The sequence below is a fragment of the Janthinobacterium sp. ROICE36 genome (genome assembly GCF_002869965.1).
In the GTDB taxonomy this organism is placed as follows: Bacteria; Pseudomonadota; Gammaproteobacteria; order Burkholderiales; family Burkholderiaceae_D; genus Janthinobacterium.
This window is the reverse complement of sequence record NZ_PEBS01000045.1, coordinates 26,448-48,013: the sequence shown is the minus strand read 5'-3', so window position 1 is coordinate 48,013 and position 21,566 is coordinate 26,448. Positions and strand designations below refer to the sequence as shown.

The 21,566-nt window shown below is 61.5% G+C and carries 23 protein-coding genes and 1 pseudogene; 11 read left to right on the top strand and 13 right to left on the bottom strand.

The genetic code is table 11. The features are described 5' to 3' along the window. Positions 1 to 148: pseudogene (locus tag CSZ94_RS28790) on the bottom strand (IS5/IS1182 family transposase); the annotation flags it as partial. Positions 149 to 233: 85 nt separating this feature from the next. Beyond that, entirely contained in the window at positions 234 to 560 is a 327-nt protein-coding gene (locus CSZ94_RS18160) for a hypothetical protein (protein ID WP_102122791.1), read from the bottom strand. A gap of 173 nt (positions 561 to 733) precedes the next feature. On the opposite strand from CSZ94_RS18160, the gene CSZ94_RS18155 reads away from it, so the two are divergent. Beyond that, positions 734 to 1,372, top strand: a complete 639-nt coding sequence (locus CSZ94_RS18155; protein WP_146009837.1) for a hypothetical protein — start codon at positions 734 to 736, stop codon at positions 1,370 to 1,372. A gap of 4 nt (positions 1,373 to 1,376) precedes the next feature. On the opposite strand, the gene CSZ94_RS18150 is transcribed toward CSZ94_RS18155, so the two are convergent. Then, positions 1,377 to 2,657, bottom strand: a complete 1,281-nt coding sequence (locus CSZ94_RS18150) for an MFS transporter (protein ID WP_180977529.1) — start codon at positions 2,655 to 2,657, stop codon at positions 1,377 to 1,379. Between the two features lie 119 nt (positions 2,658 to 2,776). Here CSZ94_RS18150 and CSZ94_RS18145 point away from each other — a divergent pair, with 119 nt between their 5' ends. Next, on the top strand, positions 2,777 to 3,679 hold the full coding sequence (locus CSZ94_RS18145; protein ID WP_102122789.1) for a LysR family transcriptional regulator: 903 nt from the start codon (positions 2,777 to 2,779) through the stop codon (positions 3,677 to 3,679). Between the two features lie 31 nt (positions 3,680 to 3,710). Here the strand turns inward: CSZ94_RS18145 and CSZ94_RS18140 are convergent, their stop codons facing one another. From CSZ94_RS18140 to CSZ94_RS18125, 4 genes are all read right to left on the bottom strand, one after another. Continuing rightward, positions 3,711 to 4,583 carry a hypothetical protein gene (locus tag CSZ94_RS18140; protein ID WP_102122788.1) on the bottom strand — a complete coding sequence of 291 codons (873 nt, stop codon included), beginning with the start codon at positions 4,581 to 4,583 and terminating at the stop codon, positions 3,711 to 3,713. Between the two features lie 19 nt (positions 4,584 to 4,602). Continuing rightward, positions 4,603 to 5,394, bottom strand: a complete 792-nt coding sequence (locus CSZ94_RS18135) for a hypothetical protein (RefSeq protein ID WP_102122787.1) — start codon at positions 5,392 to 5,394, stop codon at positions 4,603 to 4,605. After that, entirely contained in the window at positions 5,384 to 5,896 is a 513-nt protein-coding gene (locus CSZ94_RS18130) for a hypothetical protein (RefSeq protein ID WP_102122786.1), read from the bottom strand. The genes CSZ94_RS18135 and CSZ94_RS18130 overlap by 11 nt, the downstream gene beginning before the upstream one ends. Before the next feature lie 104 nt (positions 5,897 to 6,000). Continuing rightward, positions 6,001 to 6,294, bottom strand: a complete 294-nt coding sequence (locus CSZ94_RS18125) for a DnaJ domain-containing protein (RefSeq protein ID WP_010395442.1) — start codon at positions 6,292 to 6,294, stop codon at positions 6,001 to 6,003. A 161-nt stretch (positions 6,295 to 6,455) separates the two neighbouring features. Between CSZ94_RS18125 and CSZ94_RS18120 the strand changes: the two genes are divergently transcribed. The 3 genes from CSZ94_RS18120 (at position 6,456) to CSZ94_RS18110 (ending at position 11,215) form a co-directional block, all read left to right on the top strand. Beyond that, entirely contained in the window at positions 6,456 to 8,222 is a 1,767-nt protein-coding gene (locus tag CSZ94_RS18120; protein WP_102122785.1) for a glutamine--tRNA ligase/YqeY domain fusion protein, read from the top strand. A gap of 270 nt (positions 8,223 to 8,492) precedes the next feature. Next, the gene (locus CSZ94_RS18115) at positions 8,493 to 10,283 is read left to right on the top strand and encodes a CHASE domain-containing protein (protein ID WP_258001065.1); all 1,791 of its coding nucleotides are present in this window, start codon (positions 8,493 to 8,495) and stop codon (positions 10,281 to 10,283) included. A gap of 188 nt (positions 10,284 to 10,471) precedes the next feature. Further along, on the top strand, positions 10,472 to 11,215 hold the full coding sequence (locus CSZ94_RS18110; protein ID WP_102122784.1) for a glycine-rich domain-containing protein: 744 nt from the start codon (positions 10,472 to 10,474) through the stop codon (positions 11,213 to 11,215). 87 nt (positions 11,216 to 11,302) lie between these two features. Here CSZ94_RS18110 and CSZ94_RS18105 read toward each other — a convergent pair whose 3' ends face one another. From CSZ94_RS18105 to CSZ94_RS18095, 4 genes are all read right to left on the bottom strand, one after another. Continuing rightward, positions 11,303 to 11,542 (bottom strand): hypothetical protein, encoded by a 240-nt coding sequence (locus CSZ94_RS18105; RefSeq protein ID WP_029496207.1) that lies wholly within the window; start codon positions 11,540 to 11,542, stop codon positions 11,303 to 11,305. 363 nt (positions 11,543 to 11,905) lie between these two features. Continuing rightward, positions 11,906 to 12,049 (bottom strand): hypothetical protein, encoded by a 144-nt coding sequence (locus CSZ94_RS28080; RefSeq protein ID WP_180977528.1) that lies wholly within the window; start codon positions 12,047 to 12,049, stop codon positions 11,906 to 11,908. A 197-nt stretch (positions 12,050 to 12,246) separates the two neighbouring features. Continuing rightward, the gene (locus CSZ94_RS18100; protein WP_102122783.1) at positions 12,247 to 12,507 is read right to left on the bottom strand and encodes a hypothetical protein; all 261 of its coding nucleotides are present in this window, start codon (positions 12,505 to 12,507) and stop codon (positions 12,247 to 12,249) included. 83 nt (positions 12,508 to 12,590) lie between these two features. Continuing rightward, complete coding sequence (locus CSZ94_RS18095; protein WP_102122782.1) at positions 12,591 to 13,508, bottom strand: SDR family oxidoreductase; 918 nt, start codon at positions 13,506 to 13,508, stop codon at positions 12,591 to 12,593. Positions 13,509 to 13,520: 12 nt separating this feature from the next. Here CSZ94_RS18095 and CSZ94_RS18090 point away from each other — a divergent pair, with 12 nt between their 5' ends. The 5 genes from CSZ94_RS18090 (at position 13,521) to CSZ94_RS18070 (ending at position 18,374) form a co-directional block, all read left to right on the top strand. Beyond that, positions 13,521 to 14,546: a CDP-6-deoxy-delta-3,4-glucoseen reductase gene (locus CSZ94_RS18090; protein WP_102122781.1), complete on the top strand. Its 1,026-nt coding sequence runs from the start codon at positions 13,521 to 13,523 to the stop codon at positions 14,544 to 14,546. Positions 14,547 to 14,622: 76 nt separating this feature from the next. Further along, on the top strand, positions 14,623 to 15,873 hold the full coding sequence (locus CSZ94_RS18085; protein WP_102122780.1) for an MFS transporter: 1,251 nt from the start codon (positions 14,623 to 14,625) through the stop codon (positions 15,871 to 15,873). Between the two features lie 38 nt (positions 15,874 to 15,911). Then, positions 15,912 to 16,577 (top strand): DUF1345 domain-containing protein, encoded by a 666-nt coding sequence (locus CSZ94_RS18080; RefSeq protein WP_102122779.1) that lies wholly within the window; start codon positions 15,912 to 15,914, stop codon positions 16,575 to 16,577. Between the two features lie 194 nt (positions 16,578 to 16,771). Then, on the top strand, positions 16,772 to 17,149 hold the full coding sequence (locus CSZ94_RS18075) for an HPF/RaiA family ribosome-associated protein (RefSeq protein ID WP_102122778.1): 378 nt from the start codon (positions 16,772 to 16,774) through the stop codon (positions 17,147 to 17,149). Positions 17,150 to 17,408: 259 nt separating this feature from the next. Next, positions 17,409 to 18,374 (top strand): GGDEF domain-containing protein, encoded by a 966-nt coding sequence (locus CSZ94_RS18070; RefSeq protein WP_102122794.1) that lies wholly within the window; start codon positions 17,409 to 17,411, stop codon positions 18,372 to 18,374. 1 nt (position 18,375) lies between these two features. Here CSZ94_RS18070 and CSZ94_RS18065 read toward each other — a convergent pair whose 3' ends face one another. Next, the gene (locus tag CSZ94_RS18065; protein ID WP_258001064.1) at positions 18,376 to 19,005 is read right to left on the bottom strand and encodes a DUF5610 domain-containing protein; all 630 of its coding nucleotides are present in this window, start codon (positions 19,003 to 19,005) and stop codon (positions 18,376 to 18,378) included. A gap of 146 nt (positions 19,006 to 19,151) precedes the next feature. Between CSZ94_RS18065 and sbcB the strand changes: the two genes are divergently transcribed. Next, the gene (gene sbcB, locus CSZ94_RS18060) at positions 19,152 to 20,600 is read left to right on the top strand and encodes an exodeoxyribonuclease I (RefSeq protein ID WP_102122776.1); all 1,449 of its coding nucleotides are present in this window, start codon (positions 19,152 to 19,154) and stop codon (positions 20,598 to 20,600) included. Between the two features lie 43 nt (positions 20,601 to 20,643). Here the strand turns inward: sbcB and pyrF are convergent, their stop codons facing one another. Continuing rightward, positions 20,644 to 21,468: an orotidine-5'-phosphate decarboxylase gene (gene pyrF / locus CSZ94_RS18055; RefSeq protein ID WP_102122775.1), complete on the bottom strand. Its 825-nt coding sequence runs from the start codon at positions 21,466 to 21,468 to the stop codon at positions 20,644 to 20,646. Between the last annotated feature and the right edge of the window lie 98 nt (positions 21,469 to 21,566).

Here is a 21,566-nt window from a genome sequence, read left to right as displayed (position 1 = left end):
AATACAGCGCCTGGAAATCATCGTTCATGTTGGCCAGGATGGCATCGACCAGTACTCGCAATTTGCGCAAGGGATGCGCATCCGGGATGCGTTCCTCCAACGAGCGGTAACTGTACAGAGAGTGCTGTGTGACGTCGGTCTTGCGCATGATGGCGGTGGGAAAGTGGGGCTGATGAAACAACGTTTACCGGCCCGTGATGGTTGACGGGCACGGCGATTAATTCGACACCCTGTTAATGCAGCTGGTGCTTCAGGTCCGATAATTCATCGTGCACCTTGAGCACGGCGCTCTTCATTTCCGGCGTCACGCTGGACGCCGTGCCGCAGGCCCGCTTGGCGCGGTCGCCCAGCGATTCCATCTGCTCGACGGCTTGCCGGATGCGCGCATCGTCTTGCGTGTCGAGGGCTTGCCGCACGGCACTTTTTTTCTGGTCCAATTGCTTGATGCAATCTTTCAAATCCATGGGTATGCCCTGCTGTTTGCCGCACAGCTGGGCCGCCTGACCGATTGCGTGTTCGATGGCGCCAAAGCGCCGTGCCACTTCTTTCGCCTGCATCATGATGTGTCCTCCTGGGGTGTCAGGCGTTGGATCGTCAAACCGCGACAGGGTTCCCCGCCAGCGGCCAGGGCGTCGAAATTTCCGCGTGGCAGTTTTTTGTAAGTACGTGTGACATTTTAGATAAGTATCAAATCCTTCGGATACATTGGCGTACCTGAACCAGCATGCCATCCATGACCTCCTTGCCAACCCTGCCCCGCCATGCTCCCGGCCTGCTGCTGATCGTCCTGCTGCACTTGGGCCTGGCCTATGTCGTCCTGCAGTCGCGGCCCCGCCTTGCTACCAATGAAAACCTGCCGCAGGGCCCGGCCATCGCCTGGCTGCGCCACACGCTCCCGGCGCCGCCCAAGCCCGTCGCGTTACCCAGCGCCAAACCCGCACCCGCGCGCCTGCCACGCCCGCGTATGCCGGCGCCCGTCAGCCGCCCCCTGCCCGCCCCCAGCATCGAACAGGCGCCAGCGCCAGCAACGCCAGAAGCGATCACGCTCGTCGCGCCACCCAGCGCCGCCGATATCCTGGCGCAAGCCAAGCGCGACGTGGGCAAGATCGACAGGGATTTGCGCAAGCAATTCCCCCAGCGCGGAGAACAAAAACGCGATGACACGGGCTTCAAGCGCATGCAGCAAGGCTTTGCCGAAGCCTATGCGGCCGTGCCACCGAAATGGTACGAGGCGTCAAAAATCGAGGAAATAGGTAGCAATGCGTCCAAGGGCAGCCACACCTACAAGATCACCAGCGCGCTGGGTACCTTGTGCGTGACCACGCGCGCGGGCAAGCAGGGGGAAACGATGATCGGCATGTGCCCCAAATAGCCGCTCAGCCCACCGCTTCGCGCGCCCCCAGCGGCTGCAAGTGACGCAGGCGCAAGGCGATCAGCACGCCGCCGCCCAGGCACAGGCCCAGCATGATGATGACACCCGTCCAGCCGTCGAAGCCCCACATCATGCCCGAGGCGGAGCCGATCAGGCTCGAACCCAGGTAATAGAACAACAGGTAAAAGGCCGAGGCCAGCGCCTGCGGCGCGCGGGCGCGGCGGCTGACCCAGCTGCTGGCGATCGAATGCGAGGCGAAGAAGCCGAAGGTAGCCAGCGCCATGCCGATGACGATCAGCGGCAGGGAATCGAACAAGGTCAATAAAATGCCGGACAGCATCACCGACAGCATGATCCACAGCACGCCCCGGCGCCCCAGGCGATCCACCAGGCGTCCCGCCCAGACGGAACTGAAGATGCCGATCAGATACAGAAAGGCCAGCAAACCGACCGTGCTCTGGCGCAAGCCGAAGGGCGCGGCCAGCAGGCGGTAGCCGATGTAGTTGTACAGGCTGACAAAACAGCCCATCAGCACGAACGCCAGGCCGAACAGCCACGGCAATCCCTGGTCGGAAAAATGCTGGCGGATGGCGTGCGGCAGCGCATTCCAGCCACGGGTACTGGGCACGAAGTTTTTCGATGCGGGCAGGCTGCGCCAGAACTCAAACGCCGCCAGCACGCCAGCCACGCCCAGCACGCCCAGAGCCCAGCGCCACGAGAGGAAATCGCTGAGCATGGAAGCGATCAAGCGCCCCGACATGCCGCCAAACGCGCTGCCGGCGATATACAGGCCCATCGACAGGCCCAGCGACGGTCCCTCGATTTCCTCGCCCAGGTAAGCCATGGCCACGGCCGGCATGCCGCCCAGGGCCACGCCCAGCGCCGCGCGAATCGCCAGCAATTGCGCATAATCCTGGGCGAAGGCGGACAAGATGGTGAGTATCGCGGCGGAAAACATCGCCGCCACCATCAGCGGCTTGCGGCCGATGCGGTCCGAGACGGCGCTCAGCAGCACCAGCGAGATGGCCAGCAAGCCGCTCGACACGGACAAGGACCAGCTGCTTTGCGCCGGCGTCAGGTGGAACTGCTGCGACAGCAGGGGGAACAGGGGCTGGATGCAGTACAACAAGCTGAAGGTGGAAAAGCCGCCGAAGAACAGCGCGCGGTTGCTGCGCTTGAATTCCACCGTGCCCTTGGCGATGGCCGTGCGGGGCGCGGGAGCAACAGGTGAAACAGGAAGCGCCGGGGCGGCGGCGGAGGCATAAGCGAGCGCTGAATCAGACATGGCCATAGGAAGGAAGTAAAGAAGCGAAAGAGGAAGCGATTCTTCATATTAGGATTGCCAACTCATATCGTCCAATATATATTCAAGGCCCAACTCATACTTTATATATATTACTGACTATGGAATTGCGCCACCTGCGTTACTTCGTCGCCGTCGCCGAAGAGCTGCACTTCACGCGCGCGGCCGAACGGCTGCACATCGGCCAGCCGCCGCTGAGCCAGCAAATCCAGGCGCTGGAAAGGGAACTGGGCGCGCAGTTGTTTGAACGCAACAAGCGCTCCGTGCGACTGACGCAGGCAGGTGCGCTCTTCCTCGACGATGCGCGGCGCATCCTGGCCCTGTCGGAACAGGCGGCCGTCACGGCGCGCCGTGCGCAACGGGGCGAGGCGGGCGAATTGCGCATCGGCTTTACCTTTTCCACGCCGTTTACGCCCTACTTCGCCACCGTCATCAACCGCTATCGCCAGCAATTCCCGCACGTCACCCTGACCTTGCACGAAATGGCGACATTGCATCAGCTGGAAGCGATCTCGGGCAGGACGCTGGACCTGGGTTTCGTGCGCCCGCCGGAAACGACGTACCCATCCGATATCAAGCTGACACAACTGCGGCAAGACCCGCTGTTCCTCGTATTGCCCGTCGCCCATGCACTGGCGGCCAAGGACGTCATTGCCATTGCCGACATGGCGGGCGAAGGTTTTGTCATGTATCCCAAGGATGCGGGCACGGGAATCTATCCGCAAATCTTCCGCCTGTGCAAGGCGGCCGGCTTCGTGCCCCAGGTGGCGCAGGAAGCGGGCGAAGCGTCGACCATCATCGGCCTGGTAGCGGCCGGCTGCGGCATTTCCGTGCTGCCCGCCTCGTTCGACCGCATCCGCATGGATGGCGTGTGCTACCGTCCCATCGCCGACCCGCAGGCGACCACCAGCCTGTTATTGGCACAACGGGAAGAAGAGACGTCGCCGCTGGTGGCGGCGTTCGTGACACTGGCCGAGGCAGCGGCGCTGGAAATAAAAGAATAGGCCGGCGAGTGCCGACCTATATTGACGTACATCAGGAGTAATCGGCGTCCAGCTCCGAACCCGCATAATTTTCCAGGTCCTCGAACAGGCTCTTCATGCTGGCCCGCGTGAGGATTTTATGCACCACGGTGCAACTGCGGCGGTAGGATTCTATGCGCTCGAGCAGCACGGGGTGATGCTGCACGGGCACCTTGGCCACCAGGGCGGCCCAGCCTTCCTCGAAGTCGGGCTTGTTCTTGCGCACAGAACGCACGAAACGCTCGAATTCCTTTTGACCCGTGCGCGCCATGATGCGTCCGCCGCCTTCGATGGCGAAGATGATGGCCACGGCAATGACGCCCTCGGCATTCAAGTCGCTGTCGCTGACGGGGCCGTTCTCATGGTGGCGGCGCAGCCAGCTGGCCAGGCGCACCACGGCTTGCACTTCCTTGCGCTGTTGCAACTGCAGCGCATACTTTTCATAGCCGGCCCAGTTCTGGTTCGGGTCGGCCTGGCAAATATCGATGAACAGCTCGCGCAGGCGGCGCGCAAGGTAGACGGGGTCCTGGTCGTATTCACCGACGAGGGCGTCTTCCGGCAGCTGCGACAATTCCTTGATCAGGCGAAAGCCCACCTGGAAGGCGTGCTCGGCGCCGTGCTCGACGAGGAAATCGAGGGCGGCCTGGTCGCCTTCATGCGTGACGGCCTGCTCCAGGCCCAGCGACACGCCGCCCACCGTCAGGAACAGCGCTTTCTGGATGCCGTCGGCCGTGCGTTCATTCGTGAACTTCTCGGCCACCATGGCCGTGATGCCCGTCAATTCATCGGCCAGGTCCAGCGCCGCATCTTCGCGCGGGTCGTTCGGCAACAACCTGATGGCGCGCACCAGGCGCGGAAGATTCTCTACAACAATTGCTGGCAGCATTAGACGTTCCCTGCTTTCATTACGAGAAAATGCCCGTGCCCAGGCTGCGGCGCGTGCTGGAACGCGGCGCGCTGCGCGTGCTCGGCACTTGCTTGCGCAGGCGGTACAGCAATTCCTTGGTACTGCGCTGCAACATGGTCGGTTCTTCGTCCGGATCGTCCGAGTATTCGGCATCGGCCAGGTCGGCGCTGTGGCGGAAGTCGGGGAACAGTTCGAACAGCGAGCGGTCCCAGCCGTCTTCATTCGCTTGCGCCAGCTCGATGGCCAGCGGCACGATGTCGTTGTCGGACGAGGTCACGCCCGTCACGTACGGTCCCTTGATGACGATTTCGCCCGCCACTTCGAGGATTTCCTTCGGCGCCATCGAGAACAGGATGGCGAACGCCGTGGCGCCCCAGTCGGTGGCGGACGCTTCCAGCAGCAGCTCGCGGCGGCGCTCGGCGTCGTCGGTGGAAAATACCACGCCGTGGATGTGCGCGAACAGCGACTCGGCGATGCGTTCCGGATCATCCTCGATCTGGTCGTCGCTCCAGGTGGCGGCGATGAAGGCCAGGCTGTCGGCCCAGGCTTTCGGCGGCACCAGCAAGGTTGCCAGCGACATCTTGCCGCCGTCAAAGCCTGCCAGGTGCAGGGCCGTCACTTGCGGCGGGATGGCGCTCAGCACTTCCACCACGGCAAGGTCGCCGTACTGCTCGGCCGCATCGGCAAACGCCTGCTCGGCGTGGCCCAGCGAACCGGACAGCACCAATTCCGTGACCTGTTTCGTCAGCGCGGGAAGGTTACTCTTTTGATCATCTTTATTATCGGCCATGGTCATCTCCATCCTGGTCAAACATCTGGGCGAAATCGTCGGTCGCTGCGTCGTCATCGTGCTCGTCGTCGCCGTCGTCATTCGCGGCCAGCTGGTCGAGCGACTGGTCGTCGTCGTCCCACAGGCGCGGATTCTTGTGCAAAAAGGCCGTGATGATGGCCTGGCGCGCCAGGTCGGGAAAGCTCTCTTCGATGGCGGCGTACATCCTGGCCGCTTCCGGCGCGGCGCAGGCCGCCATGGAAAACACGCGTGCCGGGTCGCCTAACTCGTAGTCTTCGCTTTCGGCCAGCAAGCCTTTCGGGTCGCTGAAAGTGATGTGGTCGACCAGCGCGAAGGCCAGCATGTTCACGTCTTCGATGCCGCCGCCGCTGGCGTACTCGCTCACCAGAGCGTCGACCATGCTTTTGTAGTTCTTGCGGTTCGGCGGGTCGCCGAGGATGCCATCGATCTGGCCTTCCAGCTCGCGCGACTGGTACGCGAATTCAGGGTGTACTCTTCTCATGCTGTGCTTTCCAATGTAATGCGCGGCGCTGTTATCGACATAAAAGCGCCGTTGTTGTTGTTTTAAATGTCATTCAAGCCGCCTGGTGGCGGTTGCCGGCAGACTCAGTCTGCTGGAAGGACGGTGCCATGTAAACGGAACACGCCGCACCACAGGGCATACGCTTCCGCTTCCGGATCGATGATGATGCGGTGGTTCACGCTCTGGTCGTATTCGGCGCGCTTGGCCGGGTCGGCCAGGATTTCATACGCCTTGGTGACGCTCTTGAAGCGCGCCTCGGCGCCGGGGGCCTGGTTGCGGTCGGGATGAAAGCGCATGGCCAGCGAACGGTAAACCTTCTTGATTTCATCGTCGCTGGCATTGGGCGCGACACCGAGGACGTTATATAAATTTTCCATAAATGGCTCCGGGGTCACGATTTGTTGGCTAATTAAAGGCAGATTATCCTATAGAACGGCGCCCGCGTCGCTTGCATGCTGGATATGGGGGCAAATACGTCCTTATAAAGCGCTTGCGGTACGGTAAAATGCTTTTTACTGTCACTCTTCCGCATTGATCAATGAGCAACGATAAACCGAATACCGCCGCGCCAGCGCTGGCGCCCAATTTCTTGCGTAACATCATCGAAGCCGACCTGGCTGCCGGCGCCCACGTGCGTCCCGGCCTGCCTCAGGTGATCACGCGTTTCCCGCCGGAGCCGAACGGCTACCTGCACGTGGGCCACGCCAAGTCGATCTGCGTCAACTTCGGCCTGGCGCGCGATTACGCCGGCCAGTGCAACTTGCGCTTCGACGACACCAATCCGGCGAAGGAAGAGCAGGAATACGTCGACACCATCATGGACAGCGTGAAATGGCTGGGCTTTGACTGGGAACCGAAGCATGCCGATGGCCAGAGCCACCTGCACTACGCAAGCGACTATTTCGACCAGTTATACGCGATGGCCGAGTACCTGATCACGGCCGGCTTCGCCTATGTCGACAGCCAGAGCGCCGAAGACATGGCCGCCAACCGGGGCAATTTCGGTCAGGCCGGCAAGAATTCGCCGTTCCGCGACCGTCCGCGCGACGAATCGCTGGCCCTGTTCCGCGCCATGAAGGCGGGCGCATACAAAGATGGCGAGCACATCCTGCGGGCGAAGATGAGCGAAGATGCCATGCGTTCGCCGAACATGAACTTGCGCGATCCGGCCATCTACCGCATCCGCCATGCGCACCACCACCGCACGGGCGATGCCTGGTGCATCTATCCGATGTACGACTACACGCACCCGATCTCGGACGCGCTGGAAAACATCACGCATTCGATCTGCACGCTGGAATTCCAGGACCACCGCCCCTTTTACGACTGGCTGCTGGAAACCCTGTCGGCCGGCGGCTTCTTCCAGCAACCGGTGCCGCGCCAGTTCGAATTTTCGCGCCTGAACCTGACCTATATCGTCACCAGCAAGCGCAAGCTGCGCCAGCTGGTGGAAGAAAAAATCGTCGACGGCTGGGACGACCCCCGCATGCCGACTCTGGTGGGCATGCGCCGCCGCGGCTACACGCCGGAAGCGATCCAGCTCATGTGCGAACGCACGGGCGTCACCAAATCCGACGGCTGGATCGATTACAGCGTGCTCGAAGGCTGTTTGCGCGAAGACCTGGACCCGAAAGCGCCGCGCACGGTAGCCGTGCTGCGTCCGTTGAAATTGATCATCGACAATTTCCCTGAAAACGAGAGCGTGGAATGCACGGCGCCCGTGCATCCGCACTTCCCGGAACGTGGCTTACGCACTTTTCCCATCTCGCGCGAGCTGTGGATCGAGGAAGATGACTTCATGGAAGTGCCGAATAAAGGCTATTTCCGTTTGTCTCCGCCGATAGCCGACAAGCCGGGCAGCAAGGTGCGTTTGCGCTATGGTTATGTGATCGAATGCACGGGCTACGACAAGGATGAAAACGGTAAAGTCATCGCCGTGCATTGCAGCTATTTCCCGGACAGCAAGTCGGGCACGGAAGGCAGCGCCAACTACAAGGTCAAGGGCAATATGCACTGGGTCAGTGCGCCGACGGCGATTCCCGCCGAAGTGCGCTTGTACGACCGCCTGTTTACCGACCCGCAGCCGGACGCCGGCGGCAAGGACTTCAAGCTGGCCCTGAACCCATTGGCCAAGGAAGTGGTGCAAGCCTGGCTGGAACCGGGCGCGGAACTGGCCCAGCCGGAACAGCGCTTCCAGTTCGAGCGCCACGGCTACTTCGCGGCCGACCGGGTCGACAGCCAGCCCGGCAAGCCCGTCTTCAACCGCATCGTCACCCTGAAAGACAGCTGGCAGCCCGCCAAGTAAGGCGCCGCTCGCTCCACGAAAAAACCGCTGCGGCGGTTTTTTTTCATTTCAGAGAGAAATATTGCCTGTTGACTATACTCACGATAATTTTGTATATTAGGCAGCTATTGAGCAATTTGCAATATCGATAGTGCTTGTGTAACTCAGTACAGCCTCCAGCACACAGGCGGCACCCGATTCCTCTACCTGATGCGGATGGCGATGTCTTCTACTGCCGGCGAACACCCTTTATCTGCTGAAAAAAGACCGCTCTGGCTGCTCGGCTTTGTGATGTCGTTGATGGTGGGCCTGCTGCTCTACAAGGCTGCCTCGCTATCGATCGAAAACGATGCCGGCGAGCTATTCAACAATCTGGCGCGCAATACCCAGAAAAACATCGAATCGCGCGTCAAGTCGTATGCCAATCTGCTGCGCGGTACGGCCGGCCTGTTCCATGCCAACGAACACGTGAGCCGCGAACAATTCCACCGCTACGTGTCAAACCTCGCCCTGCAGCAGACCTACCCGGGCGTCATGAATCTCAATTACAGCCGTGAACTCGACGAGACGCAGCGCGCCCCCTTCGAAGCGGCCATGCAGCGCGCCTATCCGCCGGGGCGCGACGGCTATCCGGCGTTTGCCATCCATCCGCCTGCACCGCGCGCCCAGTATTCCGTGCTGGTGTACATCGAGCCGATTGCCAGCGCCCCGGAAAAATATGGCTATGACATCGCCGCGCGCCCCCTGATCGCCGAAACGCTGGCGCAATCACGCGATACGGGCCACATCAGCAATTCCGGCGCGCCCGTGCCGATGGAAGGCCGACCCCAATTGACGGGCATGGCCATGCGCCTGCCCGTGTACCGCTACGGCATGCCGCTCGACACGGCAGAACAAAAGCGCGCGGCTCACCAGGGTTCCGTGGGCATCGGCTACGACCTGGTGACGATGATGCGCAGCGCGCTGGCCGACATGCCGGTACGCAATGTCCGCCTGACCCTGTTCGATATCGGCCCGCAGGCGCTAGGACAAGCGGACTTGCCGCAGCAACTGCCGCACGACATGCGCCCCATCTTCGACAGCACGGCGGCGGGCATGCATGCGCCATGGTGGCTGCCCGGCAACTCGGGACGTTACCTGAGCAGCACGATGCTGATCGAGCACAATGGCCGCGTCTGGCAAGCGCTGTTCAGCGTGCGCAAGAGCGACCTGTACACGCGCTTCGACGCCTTCCTGCCTTGGCTGGCCCTGCTGATCGGCTTTTCCAGCAGCATGCTGCTGTATGTGCTGTTCCATACCCTGGCGTCGTCGCGCCGGCGCGCCATCCAGATGGCGACGGGCATGACGGAGGAATTGCGTGCCAGCCAGATCCGCCTGCAGTTGTCGCACCAAAAACTGCGCCGCCTGGCGGCCCACGCCGACCAGATCAAGGAAGAAGAGCGCAAGCGCATCGCGCGCGAAATTCACGACGATCTGGGGCAGAATCTGCTGGTATTGCGCATCGATGCCGACATGCTGGCCTCGCGCACGCAGCGCCGCCACCCGCGCCTGAACGCCCGCGCCCGTTCGACCCTGGGGCAGATCGACGCCACCATCAAGAGCGTGCGGCAGATCATCAACGACTTGCGCCCTACCGTGCTGGACCTGGGCGTGAATGCGGCCGTCGAATGGCAGGTGGCGCAGTTTCGCCAGCGCACGGGCATCGACTGCGAAGTGAGCGAAAGCCATGCCGACATCTGCCTCAGCGATCAATGCGCGACGGCCCTGTTCCGCATCCTGCAAGAGTCGCTCAGCAACATTTCCCAGCATGCCAATGCCAGCCGCGTGCAAGTCAAGCTGGAAAAGTGCCGCGCTACGGTGTCGATGAGCATCAGCGACAACGGCGTGGGCGCGGCCATCGACGGACGCAACAAGCTGGGCTCATTTGGCCTGGTAGGGATCGAGGAGCGCATCAAGTTGTTGGGTGGCACTTTCTATATCGAAAGCAGCCCCGGCGCAGGCATGCGCGTGCATGTCAGCGTGCCGCTGGGCGCGGACGCCACCGCGTTTCCCTACCAGGAAGAAAGCCGGAGCAACACCTGACAGACAAGCCGCATTGAAGCAAGCTCAGCTTGCTTATTTCGTAATTAAATGCAATATTAATGTAGAACAACTCGGCGCCTGCCCGCCATGGGTCAGGCATTCTTCGACTACTTACAAGGAGTCCACACCCACCACTCTCCCCCTTGTTTCACCGTATTTCCCACAATACTCTTTACCAAAGGACATTCATGGATACGAACGACAGTTTCAAAGCAATTAGCGATTTGAATTTGGACGCGATCAAGGTCAAGCTGATGCACCGGGAGTCAGGCGAAGGATGGACTCTGGAAAAGGCCAATGCGGTGGAATTCGAATACCGGCGCTTTCTCATCCTGATGAAACAGTTTCCGGAAGAAGAAACGGCACCACTGATGGACGTCGATACCTTCTGGCACTACCACATCCTCGATACCTTGAAATATGCGGCGGACTGCGAACAGGTCTTCGGTTACTTCCTGCACCACTTTCCCTACATCGGCCTGCGCGGCGAAGACGACGAAGCGGCGCACCATCGCGTGGGTGAGCGCATGAAACAACTGTATGAACAAACGTTCGGGGAAGACTATATCCGCGCAGAAACGGCGTATTCGGGGCGCGCGGTACAGTCTGCGACTTCGGGACGGGCTGTACAAACAGCGTTTTCCAGTGCCGCGGTGCAGGCGACGGCCTACTCGGGGCGGGCGGTACAAACAGCGTTTTCCAGTGCCGCAGTGCAGGCGACGGCCTACTCGGGGCGGGCGGTGCAGACAGCGTTTTCCAGCGCAGCGGTGCAGGCGACAGCGTATTCGGGTCGTGCGACCGGGGCTGCCAATACCGCATTTTCCAGCGCGCCTGCCACACTGGCTGCCGCGGCGGTCAAGTCGTCCACGACCGGCCTGGAAATCGGGCGTTTCTATGTCGATCGTCCGGTGCTGAACCGTGACGCGCAATAGAACAGCGGAAAACAGCTGTGGCTGCCGCACGCGGCAAGCCTGACGTACCCAGACGGCACCTCTCAGTTTGCCGTCTGTCAGGCGTTCTTAGGCAGCCATCAACTCGCGCAGTTCACGAATGCTGAAATCGCTGATTTCATGCATGCGGATGAGGATCGTGGCGCCGATCGGCAAGGTGTTGTGACGAATCTTGCTGATGACAGGTGGCGCCACTTCCAGCGCGCGCGACAAGGCGGCATCGTTTTTCAGTTGCAGCTTGTCGATGATCGCATCGAGGACGCGATTCGGGTTGTAGGTAGGCAAAGAGGTAATTTGTTTGAGAGACATGATCAAAAATCCGTACTTGTTGTATTAGTGCACAAAGAAACCGAATGTCTCCTCTGCAATAATTCAGGGTAAACACACTAAAAATCGCCATCAATTATGCGGCCTTTACGCCAAAAACAATATAATACACGCTATTGTTGATTTTTGCGTAACTTAAAGCAAAATTGTGATAATTGAAGAGAATTGACGCACTTGGAATGTGTTAAAGGATAACTCAAATCGGAAAAATTTGCTGCAAGTCATCAATTTTTACAATGAGGAACACCGCTGTGTATCAAGCAGGCAATCGCCATGAGCGTGCTCAGGCGAGCCATGTCCGCGGATAAATGCCAGCCTTGCGCGGTCATGCCGGCCGGGTAGTCGTCAGGCATGGCCGGGGAAGGCGTCCACGCGGCACCAGACCAGTTGCCGGCGAATTTCATCGGGCGGCGGCGGCTGCAGTGCATGTTCACGGCCGCGCACATAGGCGCGCACCTGTTCCTTGCTGGGGTGGATCGTAGCTCGCATGGCTCGCTCCTGCTGACGGGAAACAGCGTCGCGCACTGTAGGGCCCGCCACAAGAGCCAGGACGCGTGACGACATTGCTCAGCATATCGCCAGCGCGCCATGACGCGTTTGCATTGCATCAAATGGCAAGACCCCGGCGTTGCGCCGCAGCCCGCACTGCGCCATGCTCCAGCGGCTTGGCGGCCGATGGACTGCTCTTATTTCTTTAGCTGGCGCACGCGCTGTTGCTGTTTTTCCTGCGTTTGCTGGCGATTCTGCTTGCGCTCGAACAGGGTGACTGCATCTTTCTTGGCTTGCTCGGCGGTACGCATTTCCTCATGCGCATCGTGCGGGACAAAAAATTCGGCATCCTGCGCCGCCACGACCAGCTTGATGGCGGCGTCGTCGTCGAGATCATACAGTTCCGTCAGGACGGTGGTGACCTCGTCCAGGTATGTTTCGTAAGTGAGGGTGGTCATGCTGTAGTCCTTAGGTGAATGGCGCACCGCCGCAGCGGCGCGCTGCGCGCCGGCCCAGCAAAGTGCGCAGATAACCGACCATTTTACCCGATGCTGGCCGCATCGGCGGACAGCGACTGCAAGGCATCGGCCACGCGCGCGTAGCGCAGGCGCACGCCCAGCTCGCGCTTGAGGCGGGTATTGCGCAGGCGGCGCGATTCGGACATGAACGACAGCAGCATCGGCGTGACCACTTGCTGCAGTTCGGCACGCGGCAGGCGCGGCGGGCGCGGCAGGCCGAAGGTGTCGGCCACGGCATCGAAATATTCCGCCATTTTGAGCTCGCTGTCATCGTTGGCGTGATACACGCGTCCCGGCTTGCCCCGCCACAGGGCCCGTTCGATGACGCGCGCCAAATCGTCGGCATGGATATGGTTGGTGTACACATCGTCGCTCGCGGCCAGGGCCGGCGTGCCTTCGCGCAGGCGCTTCAGGGGCAGGCGGTCGTGCGCATAAATGCCGGGCACGCGCAAGATGGCCACGCTGGCGCCGCGGCGCGCGCCCCAGCCCCGCAAGACCTGTTCGGCATCCACGCGCCGCTTTGCCCGCGCATTCGCCGGCGCGGGCGGCCGCGTCTCATCGACCCAGGCGCCGGCGCAATCGCCATACACGCCGCTGGTACTCACATACACCATGCGTGCATGCTCGGGTAAAATGGCGACCAGATTGCGCGTGCGCCGGTCCAGCAAGCCCGACGACAAAGGCGGCGCCAGGTGCACGATCAGCGGCGCCAGTCCGGCCAGCCGTTTCAGGCTGGCGCGGTCGTCGAGGTTGGCCACGATGGGCACGGCGCCGGCCGCCCGCAGCTGCGCGCAACGCGCCAGCTGGCTGGTGACGGCAAAGACGCGAAAACGCGCGCGCAGCAGGGGCAGCAGGCGCATGCCGACGTCGCCGCAGCCCAGGATCAGCAGGCGCGGCAAGCCCACGGGTTTGCGCAAAGAGTGCATTAACATATTTTTCATCTCAAGGATTGTATGACTTTTCAAATTACTGTTCAGCCCAGCGGCCACCAATTCAGCTGTGAAGCGGATGAAACCGTCCTGTCGGCAGCGATCCGCGCCGGCGTGGGCTTGCCGTATAGCTGCAAGAGCGGCGCCTGCAGCTCTTGCAAGGGCAAGATCGTGTCCGGCAGCGTACAGCATAAGCCATATCAGGCCCGTTCCCTGACGGAAGATGAAGCGGCCGCCGGCTACTCGCTGCTGTGCTGTGCCGTGCCCCAGGGCGACCTGGTGGTGCAGGCGCGCGAAGTGGCGGGCAACAGCGACTACCCGATCAAGAAAATGCCGTCGCGCGTGACCACGATTGAAAAGGTCGCGCCCGACGTCGTCGTGCTGACCTTGCAATTGCCGGCCAGCGAGCGCCTGCACTACCGCGCCGGACAGTATATCGAAATCATGCTGCGCGACAACAAGCGCCGCAGCTACAGCATGGCCAGCGCCCCCGTCGACGGTGGCCCCGTGAGCCTGCACATCCGCCACATGCCGGGCGGCCTGTTCACCGACCAGGTGTTCGGCAGCATGAAAGAGCGCGACATCCTGCGCTTCGAGGGCCCGATGGGCACCTTCTTCCTGCGCGAAGATTCCGACAAGCCCGTCGTGCTGCTGGCCTCGGGCACTGGCTTTGCCCCCTTGAAAGCCATCGTCGAGCACATGATCAACGAGCAATCACAGCGCCCGATCACCCTGTACTGGGGCGCGCGCCGTCCGCACGACCTGTACATGGATGCGCTGTGCCGCCAGTGGGCCGCCGACTTGCCACAGTTCACTTATGTGCCCGTCGTGTCGGAAGCCTTGCCGGAAGACGCCTGGAGCGGCCGCACGGGCTTCGTGCACCAGGCTGTCATGGCCGATTTGCCGGATATGTCCGCTTATCAAGTGTATGCCTGCGGCGCACCCATCGTCGTCGAGTCGGCCAACCGCGATTTCGTGCAATTGTGTCAACTTCCAGCCGACGAGTTCTACGCGGACGCCTTCACCACGGAAGCCGACCTGGCCAAGTAAGCATCCAGACAGCGCGTGCTGCTGGCGCGGCATCTGCTGCTGCCACCGCTCCACCCCGCCGTTCCCTGGAAATCTCATGTCCTTCGCCATCCTGCGTCACCGCAATTTTGCTTTTTACTTGTCCGCCCGCGTGCTGGGCACGGTGGCCGTGCAGATGCAAAGCGTGGCCATCGGCTGGCAGGTGTACCAGATCACGGGCAGCCTGTTCGACCTGGGCTTGATCGGCCTGGCGCAATTCGCGCCCTTCCTCGTGCTGATCTTGCCGGCCGGCCACGTTGCCGACCGCTACAACCGCCGCAACATCATCGCCTGGTGCCTGGCGGCGCAGCTGGCCTGCGCGCTGGCCCTGTTGGCGTTTACGTTAAGCAATATTTCCATCGTCTGGCCCGTGTTTGCCGTGCTGGTGCTGTTCGGCAGCGCGCGCGCCTTCATGATGCCGGCCACGCAAGCCGTGCTGGTCAACATGGTGCCCACACAACACTTCAGCCGCGCCGTCGCGCTCAGCTCCTCGAGCTCGCATGTAGCCATCATCCTGGGGCCTACCCTGGGTGGCTTGCTGTATTACTTCGGCCCCAAGGTGGTGTATTTGATCTCGTCTGCGCTGCTGGTCGCGTCCGTCTTGCTGATGCGCGCCACCACGCCCGCGCCGCAAGTAGTAAAACGCGAACCCGTCAGCTGGCACACCCTGCTCGAAGGCTTGCGCTTCGTCTGGTCGAAACCCATCGTGCTGGGCGCCATTTCGCTCGACCTGTTTGCCGTGCTGTTCGGCGGTGCGACGGCCCTGTTGCCGGCGCTCGCGCATGACGTGCTGCATATCGGCCCCAGCGGCCTGGGCCTGCTGCGCACGGCGCCAGGCGCCGGCGCCGCCCTGTGCTCGATCGCGCTGGCCATCTTTCCCATCACGCGCCGCGTGGGCGCCTGGATGTTCGGCGGCGTGGCCGTCTTCGGCCTGGGCACCCTGGTGCTGGGCAGCACCAGCTATTTCCCGCTGGCGCTGGCGGCGCTGTTCCTGATGGGCGCCGGCGACATGGTCAGCGTCTATATCCGCCACTTGCTGGTGCAGTTCGAGACGCCCGACGAGATCCGCGGCCGGGTCAGCGCCGTGAATGCCGTCTTCATCGGCGCCTCGAACGAACTGGGCGAATTCGAATCGGGCTTGACGGCCGGCTGGTTCGGCCTGGTGCGCGCCGTCCTCTTCGGCGGTGCCGCCACCCTGGCCGTGACGGGCATCTGGGCCGTGCTATTCCCCGTGCTGTCGCGCATGGACCGCTTCCCCCACCACGAGAAGGAAGCGGCCGCCAGAACGACCACCGCGAGCGCACACTAAGAGCTAAGATGCGCTATTGCCATTGACCACTTTGCACCATGAAAATCACGTTTCCCTTGCACGGCTTCATCCGCAGCCGCCCCCACCTGAGCATGGCCACGGCCATCGGCGTGGCGGCCGGCCTGCTGCTGCCCGCAGCATGGCAACAGATGACGCGTTTGCTGACGGCGTGGAACGTCGCCGTCTGGTTCTACCTGGCGACGATGGCCTGGATGATGATGCGCGCCAACCATCACAAGGTGAAGGCGACGGCGGCGCGCCAGGATGAACGGGCCGCCACGGTCCTGTCGGCCCTGTCCGTCGCATCCGTGATGAGCCTGGTGGCCATCGTCTCGCAGCTGTCCTCGATGAAGGACATGGCGCCGGACGAACGCGCGCTGCACTACGGTTTGACGATCCTCACCCTGGTCGGCTCCTGGTTTCTCGTCGGCACCCTGTTCTGCTTTCACTATGCCCATCTATATTACCGGGCCGACCCTGCGCTACGCCCCCTGAAATTTCCCGACGGCGAGCAAGAACCCGATTACTGGGATTTTTTATATTTCGCCTTCACCATCGCCGTGGCCGTGCAAACCTCGGACGTTTGCGTGCAAACGCGCATGATGCGGCAGATCGTGCTGGGGCAATCCGTGCTGAGCTTTTTCTTCAACCTGGTCGTGCTGGGGCTGTCGATCAATATCGCCGCCGGCCTGATCAATGGCTAAGCAGCGGGGCAAAAGAATTCCGCAGGGAAACTTGACCTGGCTGAAGGGTTAAGCCCATCTTAATCGTGCAGACCCCTTGAAATTGTGGAAACTGGAGTAAGATAAGTTCCATGCACGAGGTCATGTGCATGAGGCAGCAACCAGGCCGCAGCATGCCTGAGATGGGTTTTTTTTGAATTGACAGGAGTAAGCATATGCAAATCAATATTCATACCGACAGCACCATCGCCAACACCGCTGGACTGAACGAACATGTGCAATCCGTACTTGAAAGCGCACTGAGCCGCTTCCGCGAGAACCTGACCCGCATTGAAGTCCATATCAGCGACACGAATGGCCAGAAAGGCGGCGCCGACGATATTCGCTGCGTCATGGAGGCACGCGTTGCTGGCTATCAACCGATTGCCGTGACCGAACAGAACGCTACCGTGCATCAATCCGTTTCCGGCGCCACCGACAAGCTGAAACGCGCCATCGATAGTGCCCTGGGCCGCCTGCAAGACAGCAAGCGCCACGCCACTGGCAAGAATGCCGTGATCGATACGACCGAAGCGGAAGAAACCGCCGAGTAATTCCCCTCCCGCAGGATTTCCAGAGACTGAGGCAGCCGTTCAAGGCTGCCTTTGCACATCCGGCCCGCCTTTCGCGCGCGGCAATATCAATACTAAAATATCAAGCATTTTAAATGATTAACACAGCAATGAAATAATTGTCGCATTTCTCACAGTAAGTGACATCAAGCAAGCTTTTGCCGTTACAGCCAAGGCCGCTTTACGCTATCATGAAGCTACCGGCCCCCTGCTCGTGCGCCGGCTTTTTGAAAGTGTGATTGTGGAACAGATCGGCAACTTCGGCGCTTCAGGCTGCAACATCGGTGATTTACAGCTATTCAGCGATGCTGCGGACAGCCACACGGCCGCCATGCTGGCGCCCTGCCCCGTCATGCGCCTCGAAGCGGGCGAAGCGATTGCCGACACGCAAGGTGCCAGCCTGTACATCGTTTTGCGCGGCTCGCTGGCCGTGGCCGCCGACACCCACACGGGCATGGATGACGGCACCGTCAGCAAGGTCTTGCCCGGCGAAAGCGTGGGCGAACAATCGGTGCTCGATGAAGCGAGCAACCTGGCCGCCATTTCCGCCCTGGAAGAAACCGACTTGCTGGTAATCGATGCGGCCGTCGTCTGGGAATTGATCGAGCAATCGAACGGCCTGGCACGCAACCTGCTGCGGCTGCTGTCTTTCCGCATCCGCGCCGCCAATGCCCTGCTGCGCCGGCGGCAGAAACTGGGCGAATTCTACCGCCAGCTATCGATGGTCGACAGCCTGACGGGCTTGTACAATCGCGCCTGGCTGACCGATTTACTGCCGAACATGATCATCACCGCCCACGCCAGCAGCTCACCGCTGTCGCTGGTGATGATAGACCTCGACCATTTCAAGCGTTTCAACGACACCCACGGCCACCAGGCGGGCGACCAGGCATTACGCATCGCCGCGCAAGTGCTGGGCGCGGCCCTGCGACCGACGGATTTTGCCGTGCGCTATGGTGGCGAGGAAATGATGGTGATCTTGCCCGACACTAGCGAAAACGTGGCACTGCGGGTCGCCGAGCGCTTGTGCGAGCGCATGCAGCAAGCCGTCATTTTCGCCGACATGCGCAGCGCGCTGCCGCACATCACAGGTTCCTTCGGCGTGGCCAGCCTGGCGGCGGAACAGGACGACGAAGCGTTGATCGCGGCGGCCGATGCGGCCCTTTACAGGGCAAAGGCATCGGGCCGCAACAGGGTCATGCTGTAGCTCAGGCAGCCTTGCTGTCAACCGGCTTGGCCGCATCCGGCTTGGCGGCATCCTCCTTCTTGCTGCTGTGCGCGGCGATGAAATCCGCGTAGCCCTTCTGCACCAGCTCGTACGTCTTGTCGATATTGCCGACGATATCGCCATTCAGCACTTTCAAGCCGCCCAAAATATCGCGCGCTTCCTTGAAGCCTTTTTCCATGCCGCCACTGATGGTATCCATGAACTTGCTCAGCGCCGTATCGTCGTCCAGGCCGGGATTCTGTTTCTTGTAGGCGTCAAAAAAACCCGTCGACAGCGATACGATGCGGCTCGCCGTCGCTTCGGCGCTGTTGTCCTGCGACGCGGCGTTCTGGATCGCATCTTCACCGTACTGGCCCTTCAGGGCTTCATTGATGTTGGTGATGGCCGTCTTGTAGAGCAGCGCCAGCGGCTCGTTTTCCGAACCGATCGAGACGTTCAACGACGCCTGCATGATGGAAGCGTTCAACTGCAGCTTGCTGCGGTCGTTCACGCTCATTTCAGCGTTGATGCCGCCCTTTTGCTGAACTTTATCGTCCTTGCCGGCAACGCCCGTACTGACGGATGTCACGGAAGGGGTGGAATTGCCGCTAGCGGCGATGGGAATTGACACGATAGGCCTCCTTGAACGGGCAATGTATGCCACCATGCGGGAAACGCAATGATGACCTTCCTCTCGTGTAGTATCGGCAGGTTTTCAGAAAACTGTAGCAGCGACTCTTTGAGCGGCCCAGATAACCAATTAAGCAACGACCATCAATGACTACCCAGACTTTCCTTTGGCACGACTACGAAACCTTTGGCGCCCAGCCGCGCCGCGACCGCCCGGCCCAGTTCGCCGCAATCCGCACGGATGCCGAACTCAACGAAATCGGCGAGCCCATCATGCTGTATTGTCAGCCTGCCAATGATTTCCTGCCCGACCCGCAAGCGTGCCTGATCACGGGCATCACGCCGCAGCAGTGCTTGCAGCTGGGCGTGCCCGAACACCAGTTCGCCGCCACCATCGAAGCGGCCTTTTCGGAACCGGGCACCATCGGCGTGGGCTACAACACCATCCGTTTCGACGATGAAGTCACGCGTTTCCTGTTCTGGCGCAACCTGATCGACCCGTATGCGCGCGAATGGAAAAACCATTGCGGCCGCTGGGACATCCTCGACGTGGTGCGCATGACGCACGCGCTGCGCCCGGAAGGCATTCAATGGCCGAAGCGCGACGATGGCCAGACCAGCTTCAAACTGGAACACCTGAGCAAGGCCAATGGCCTGGCCCACGAAGCGGCGCATGATGCGCTGTCCGACGTACGCGCCACCATCGCCCTGGCCCGCCTGATCCGCGAAAAACAGCCGAAACTGTTCGAGTTCTGCCTGGCCCTGCACAAGAAAGACAGGGTCGCCAGCGAAATGGGCATGCACCTGGCCGCCAGCGAGCGCCAGCCCTTCCTGCACGTGTCCGGCATGTTCCCGGCCGAACGGGGCTGCCTGGGCATCGTCTGGCCGCTGGCCACGCACCCGAGCAACAAAAATGAAATCCTCGTCTGGGATTGCGCCTACGACCCGCGCGAATTGTTCACGCTGGACGCCGACACCATCCGCACGCGTCTGTTCACACGCAACGATGCCATGCCCGAGGGCATGACGCGCCTGCCCGTCAAAAGCGTGCACCTGAACAAGTCGCCCATGCTGGTCGGCAACTTGAAAACCCTGTCGCCCGCCATGGCCGCGCAATGGGGCATCGATCTGGACGCGGCGAAGGTCAACGCCCAGCTGGCCGCCACGGCGCCGAACATGGATGCCATCTGGGCCGAAGTCTTCCAGCGCCCGGGCGCGCATGTCGCGCTGGATGTGGATGAGGATTTGTACAACGGTTTCGTCAGCAACGACGACCGCCGCCTGCTCGAATCGCTGCGCCGCGACACGCCAGCCAGGCTGGCCACGGCCCGCCCGTCGTTTGCCGATGAACGCTTGCAGGAACTGCTGTTCCGCTACCGCGCCCGCAATTTCCCGCATACCCTGAGCGAAGCGGAAAGCCTGCGCTGGGAACAACACCGCGCCGCCCGCTTGTTCGACGGCGACGGCGGCGCCCGCACCATCGAGATGCTGTTTACGGAAATCGACGTGCTGTCGGAGTCCGTCGATGAGCGGGGGGAAGAGATTCTTGGCGAACTGTACGATTACGCGGAGATCGTCGCCCCGCAGCGCGACTAAATGAAAAATGCGGGGCTAGCCCGGCATTTTTCATGCAATAGACTTAAACAGCTCTATATTGATTGATCGCATCGCGCGTTTCGATCGCCACGCGGCGCGCCGCGTCGGCGAAATCTTCGCCCGCTTGCGGCGTGGCGTAGATGATGGCGCGCGAAGAGCTGATCATCATGCCCATGCCGTTCGCCGTCTGGCCCGCGCCGACGGTGGCGGCGATGTCGCCTCCCTGGGCGCCGATGCCGGGCACCAGCAGCGGCATGTCGCCCACGATGGCGCGCACTTGCGCCAGTTCTTCAGGGAAGGTGGCGCCGACGACGAGCGCGCACTGGCCGTTCTTGTTCCATTTCTCGGCCACCAGGCGCGCCACGCGCTGGTACAGGGGCACGCCGTCCGTGTCGAGGAATTGCAGGTCCGAGCCGCCCGGATTCGAGGTGCGGCACAGGATGATCACGCCGCGGTCCTTCCACGCCAGGTAGGGGTCGAGCGAGTCCTCGCCCATGTAGGGGTTCACGGTGACGGCGTCGGCGCCGTAGCGCTCGAACGCTTCGCGCGCGTATTGCGTGGCCGTGGCGCCGATGTCGCCCCGTTTCGCATCGAGGATCAGGGGGATGTGCGGATAATGTTCGCGCACGTAGCGGCAGATGTCTTCCAGCTGCTTTTCCGCGCCCAGCGCGCCGAAATACGCGATCTGCGGCTTGAAGGCGCAGGCCAGGTCGGCCGTGGCGTCGATGATGCGCGTGCAAAAGGTGGTGATTCCATCGGGCAGATCGCGCAATTCGGCCGGCAGTTTCGCCAGGTCGGGGTCCAGGCCCACGCACAGCAGGGAATTATTGGCCGTCCACGCGGCGGATAATTTATTGATGAAATTCACGGCACACCTTCTTATCTTCAGTTGCAAACCCCGTATTGTAACGCGGCGCAGGGTTGCCACGGCGTGCCAAGGCAGCCAGGGGTGGCGGCCAGCGCTTA

Bases quoted from the DNA above. Each gene is read 5' to 3' on its own strand.
- CSZ94_RS18130 (WP_102122786.1), bottom strand. From the start codon at position 5,896: ATGAGAAGAGTACACCCTGAATTCGCGTACCAGTCGCGCGAGCTGGAA.
- CSZ94_RS18140 (WP_102122788.1), bottom strand. From the start codon at position 4,583: ATGCTGCCAGCAATTGTTGTAGAGAATCTTCCGCGCCTGGTGCGCGCC.
- CSZ94_RS18135 (WP_102122787.1), bottom strand. From the start codon at position 5,394: ATGGCCGATAATAAAGATGATCAAAAGAGTAACCTTCCCGCGCTGACG.
- CSZ94_RS18085 (WP_102122780.1), top strand. From the start codon at position 14,623: ATGTCCTTCGCCATCCTGCGTCACCGCAATTTTGCTTTTTACTTGTCC.
- CSZ94_RS18110 (WP_102122784.1), top strand. From the start codon at position 10,472: ATGGATACGAACGACAGTTTCAAAGCAATTAGCGATTTGAATTTGGAC.
- CSZ94_RS18160 (WP_102122791.1), bottom strand. From the start codon at position 560: ATGATGCAGGCGAAAGAAGTGGCACGGCGCTTTGGCGCCATCGAACAC.
- CSZ94_RS18075 (WP_102122778.1), top strand. From the start codon at position 16,772: ATGCAAATCAATATTCATACCGACAGCACCATCGCCAACACCGCTGGA.
- CSZ94_RS18090 (WP_102122781.1), top strand. From the start codon at position 13,521: ATGACTTTTCAAATTACTGTTCAGCCCAGCGGCCACCAATTCAGCTGT.
- CSZ94_RS18115 (WP_258001065.1), top strand. From the start codon at position 8,493: ATGTCGTTGATGGTGGGCCTGCTGCTCTACAAGGCTGCCTCGCTATCG.
- CSZ94_RS18120 (WP_102122785.1), top strand. From the start codon at position 6,456: ATGAGCAACGATAAACCGAATACCGCCGCGCCAGCGCTGGCGCCCAAT.
- CSZ94_RS18100 (WP_102122783.1), bottom strand. From the start codon at position 12,507: ATGACCACCCTCACTTACGAAACATACCTGGACGAGGTCACCACCGTC.
- CSZ94_RS18095 (WP_102122782.1), bottom strand. From the start codon at position 13,508: ATGAAAAATATGTTAATGCACTCTTTGCGCAAACCCGTGGGCTTGCCG.
- CSZ94_RS18080 (WP_102122779.1), top strand. From the start codon at position 15,912: ATGAAAATCACGTTTCCCTTGCACGGCTTCATCCGCAGCCGCCCCCAC.
- CSZ94_RS18105 (WP_029496207.1), bottom strand. From the start codon at position 11,542: ATGTCTCTCAAACAAATTACCTCTTTGCCTACCTACAACCCGAATCGC.
- sbcB (WP_102122776.1), top strand. From the start codon at position 19,152: ATGACTACCCAGACTTTCCTTTGGCACGACTACGAAACCTTTGGCGCC.
- CSZ94_RS18150 (WP_180977529.1), bottom strand. From the start codon at position 2,657: ATGTCTGATTCAGCGCTCGCTTATGCCTCCGCCGCCGCCCCGGCGCTT.
- CSZ94_RS18125 (WP_010395442.1), bottom strand. From the start codon at position 6,294: ATGGAAAATTTATATAACGTCCTCGGTGTCGCGCCCAATGCCAGCGAC.
- CSZ94_RS18145 (WP_102122789.1), top strand. From the start codon at position 2,777: ATGGAATTGCGCCACCTGCGTTACTTCGTCGCCGTCGCCGAAGAGCTG.
- CSZ94_RS18155 (WP_146009837.1), top strand. From the start codon at position 734: ATGACCTCCTTGCCAACCCTGCCCCGCCATGCTCCCGGCCTGCTGCTG.
- CSZ94_RS28080 (WP_180977528.1), bottom strand. From the start codon at position 12,049: ATGCGAGCTACGATCCACCCCAGCAAGGAACAGGTGCGCGCCTATGTG.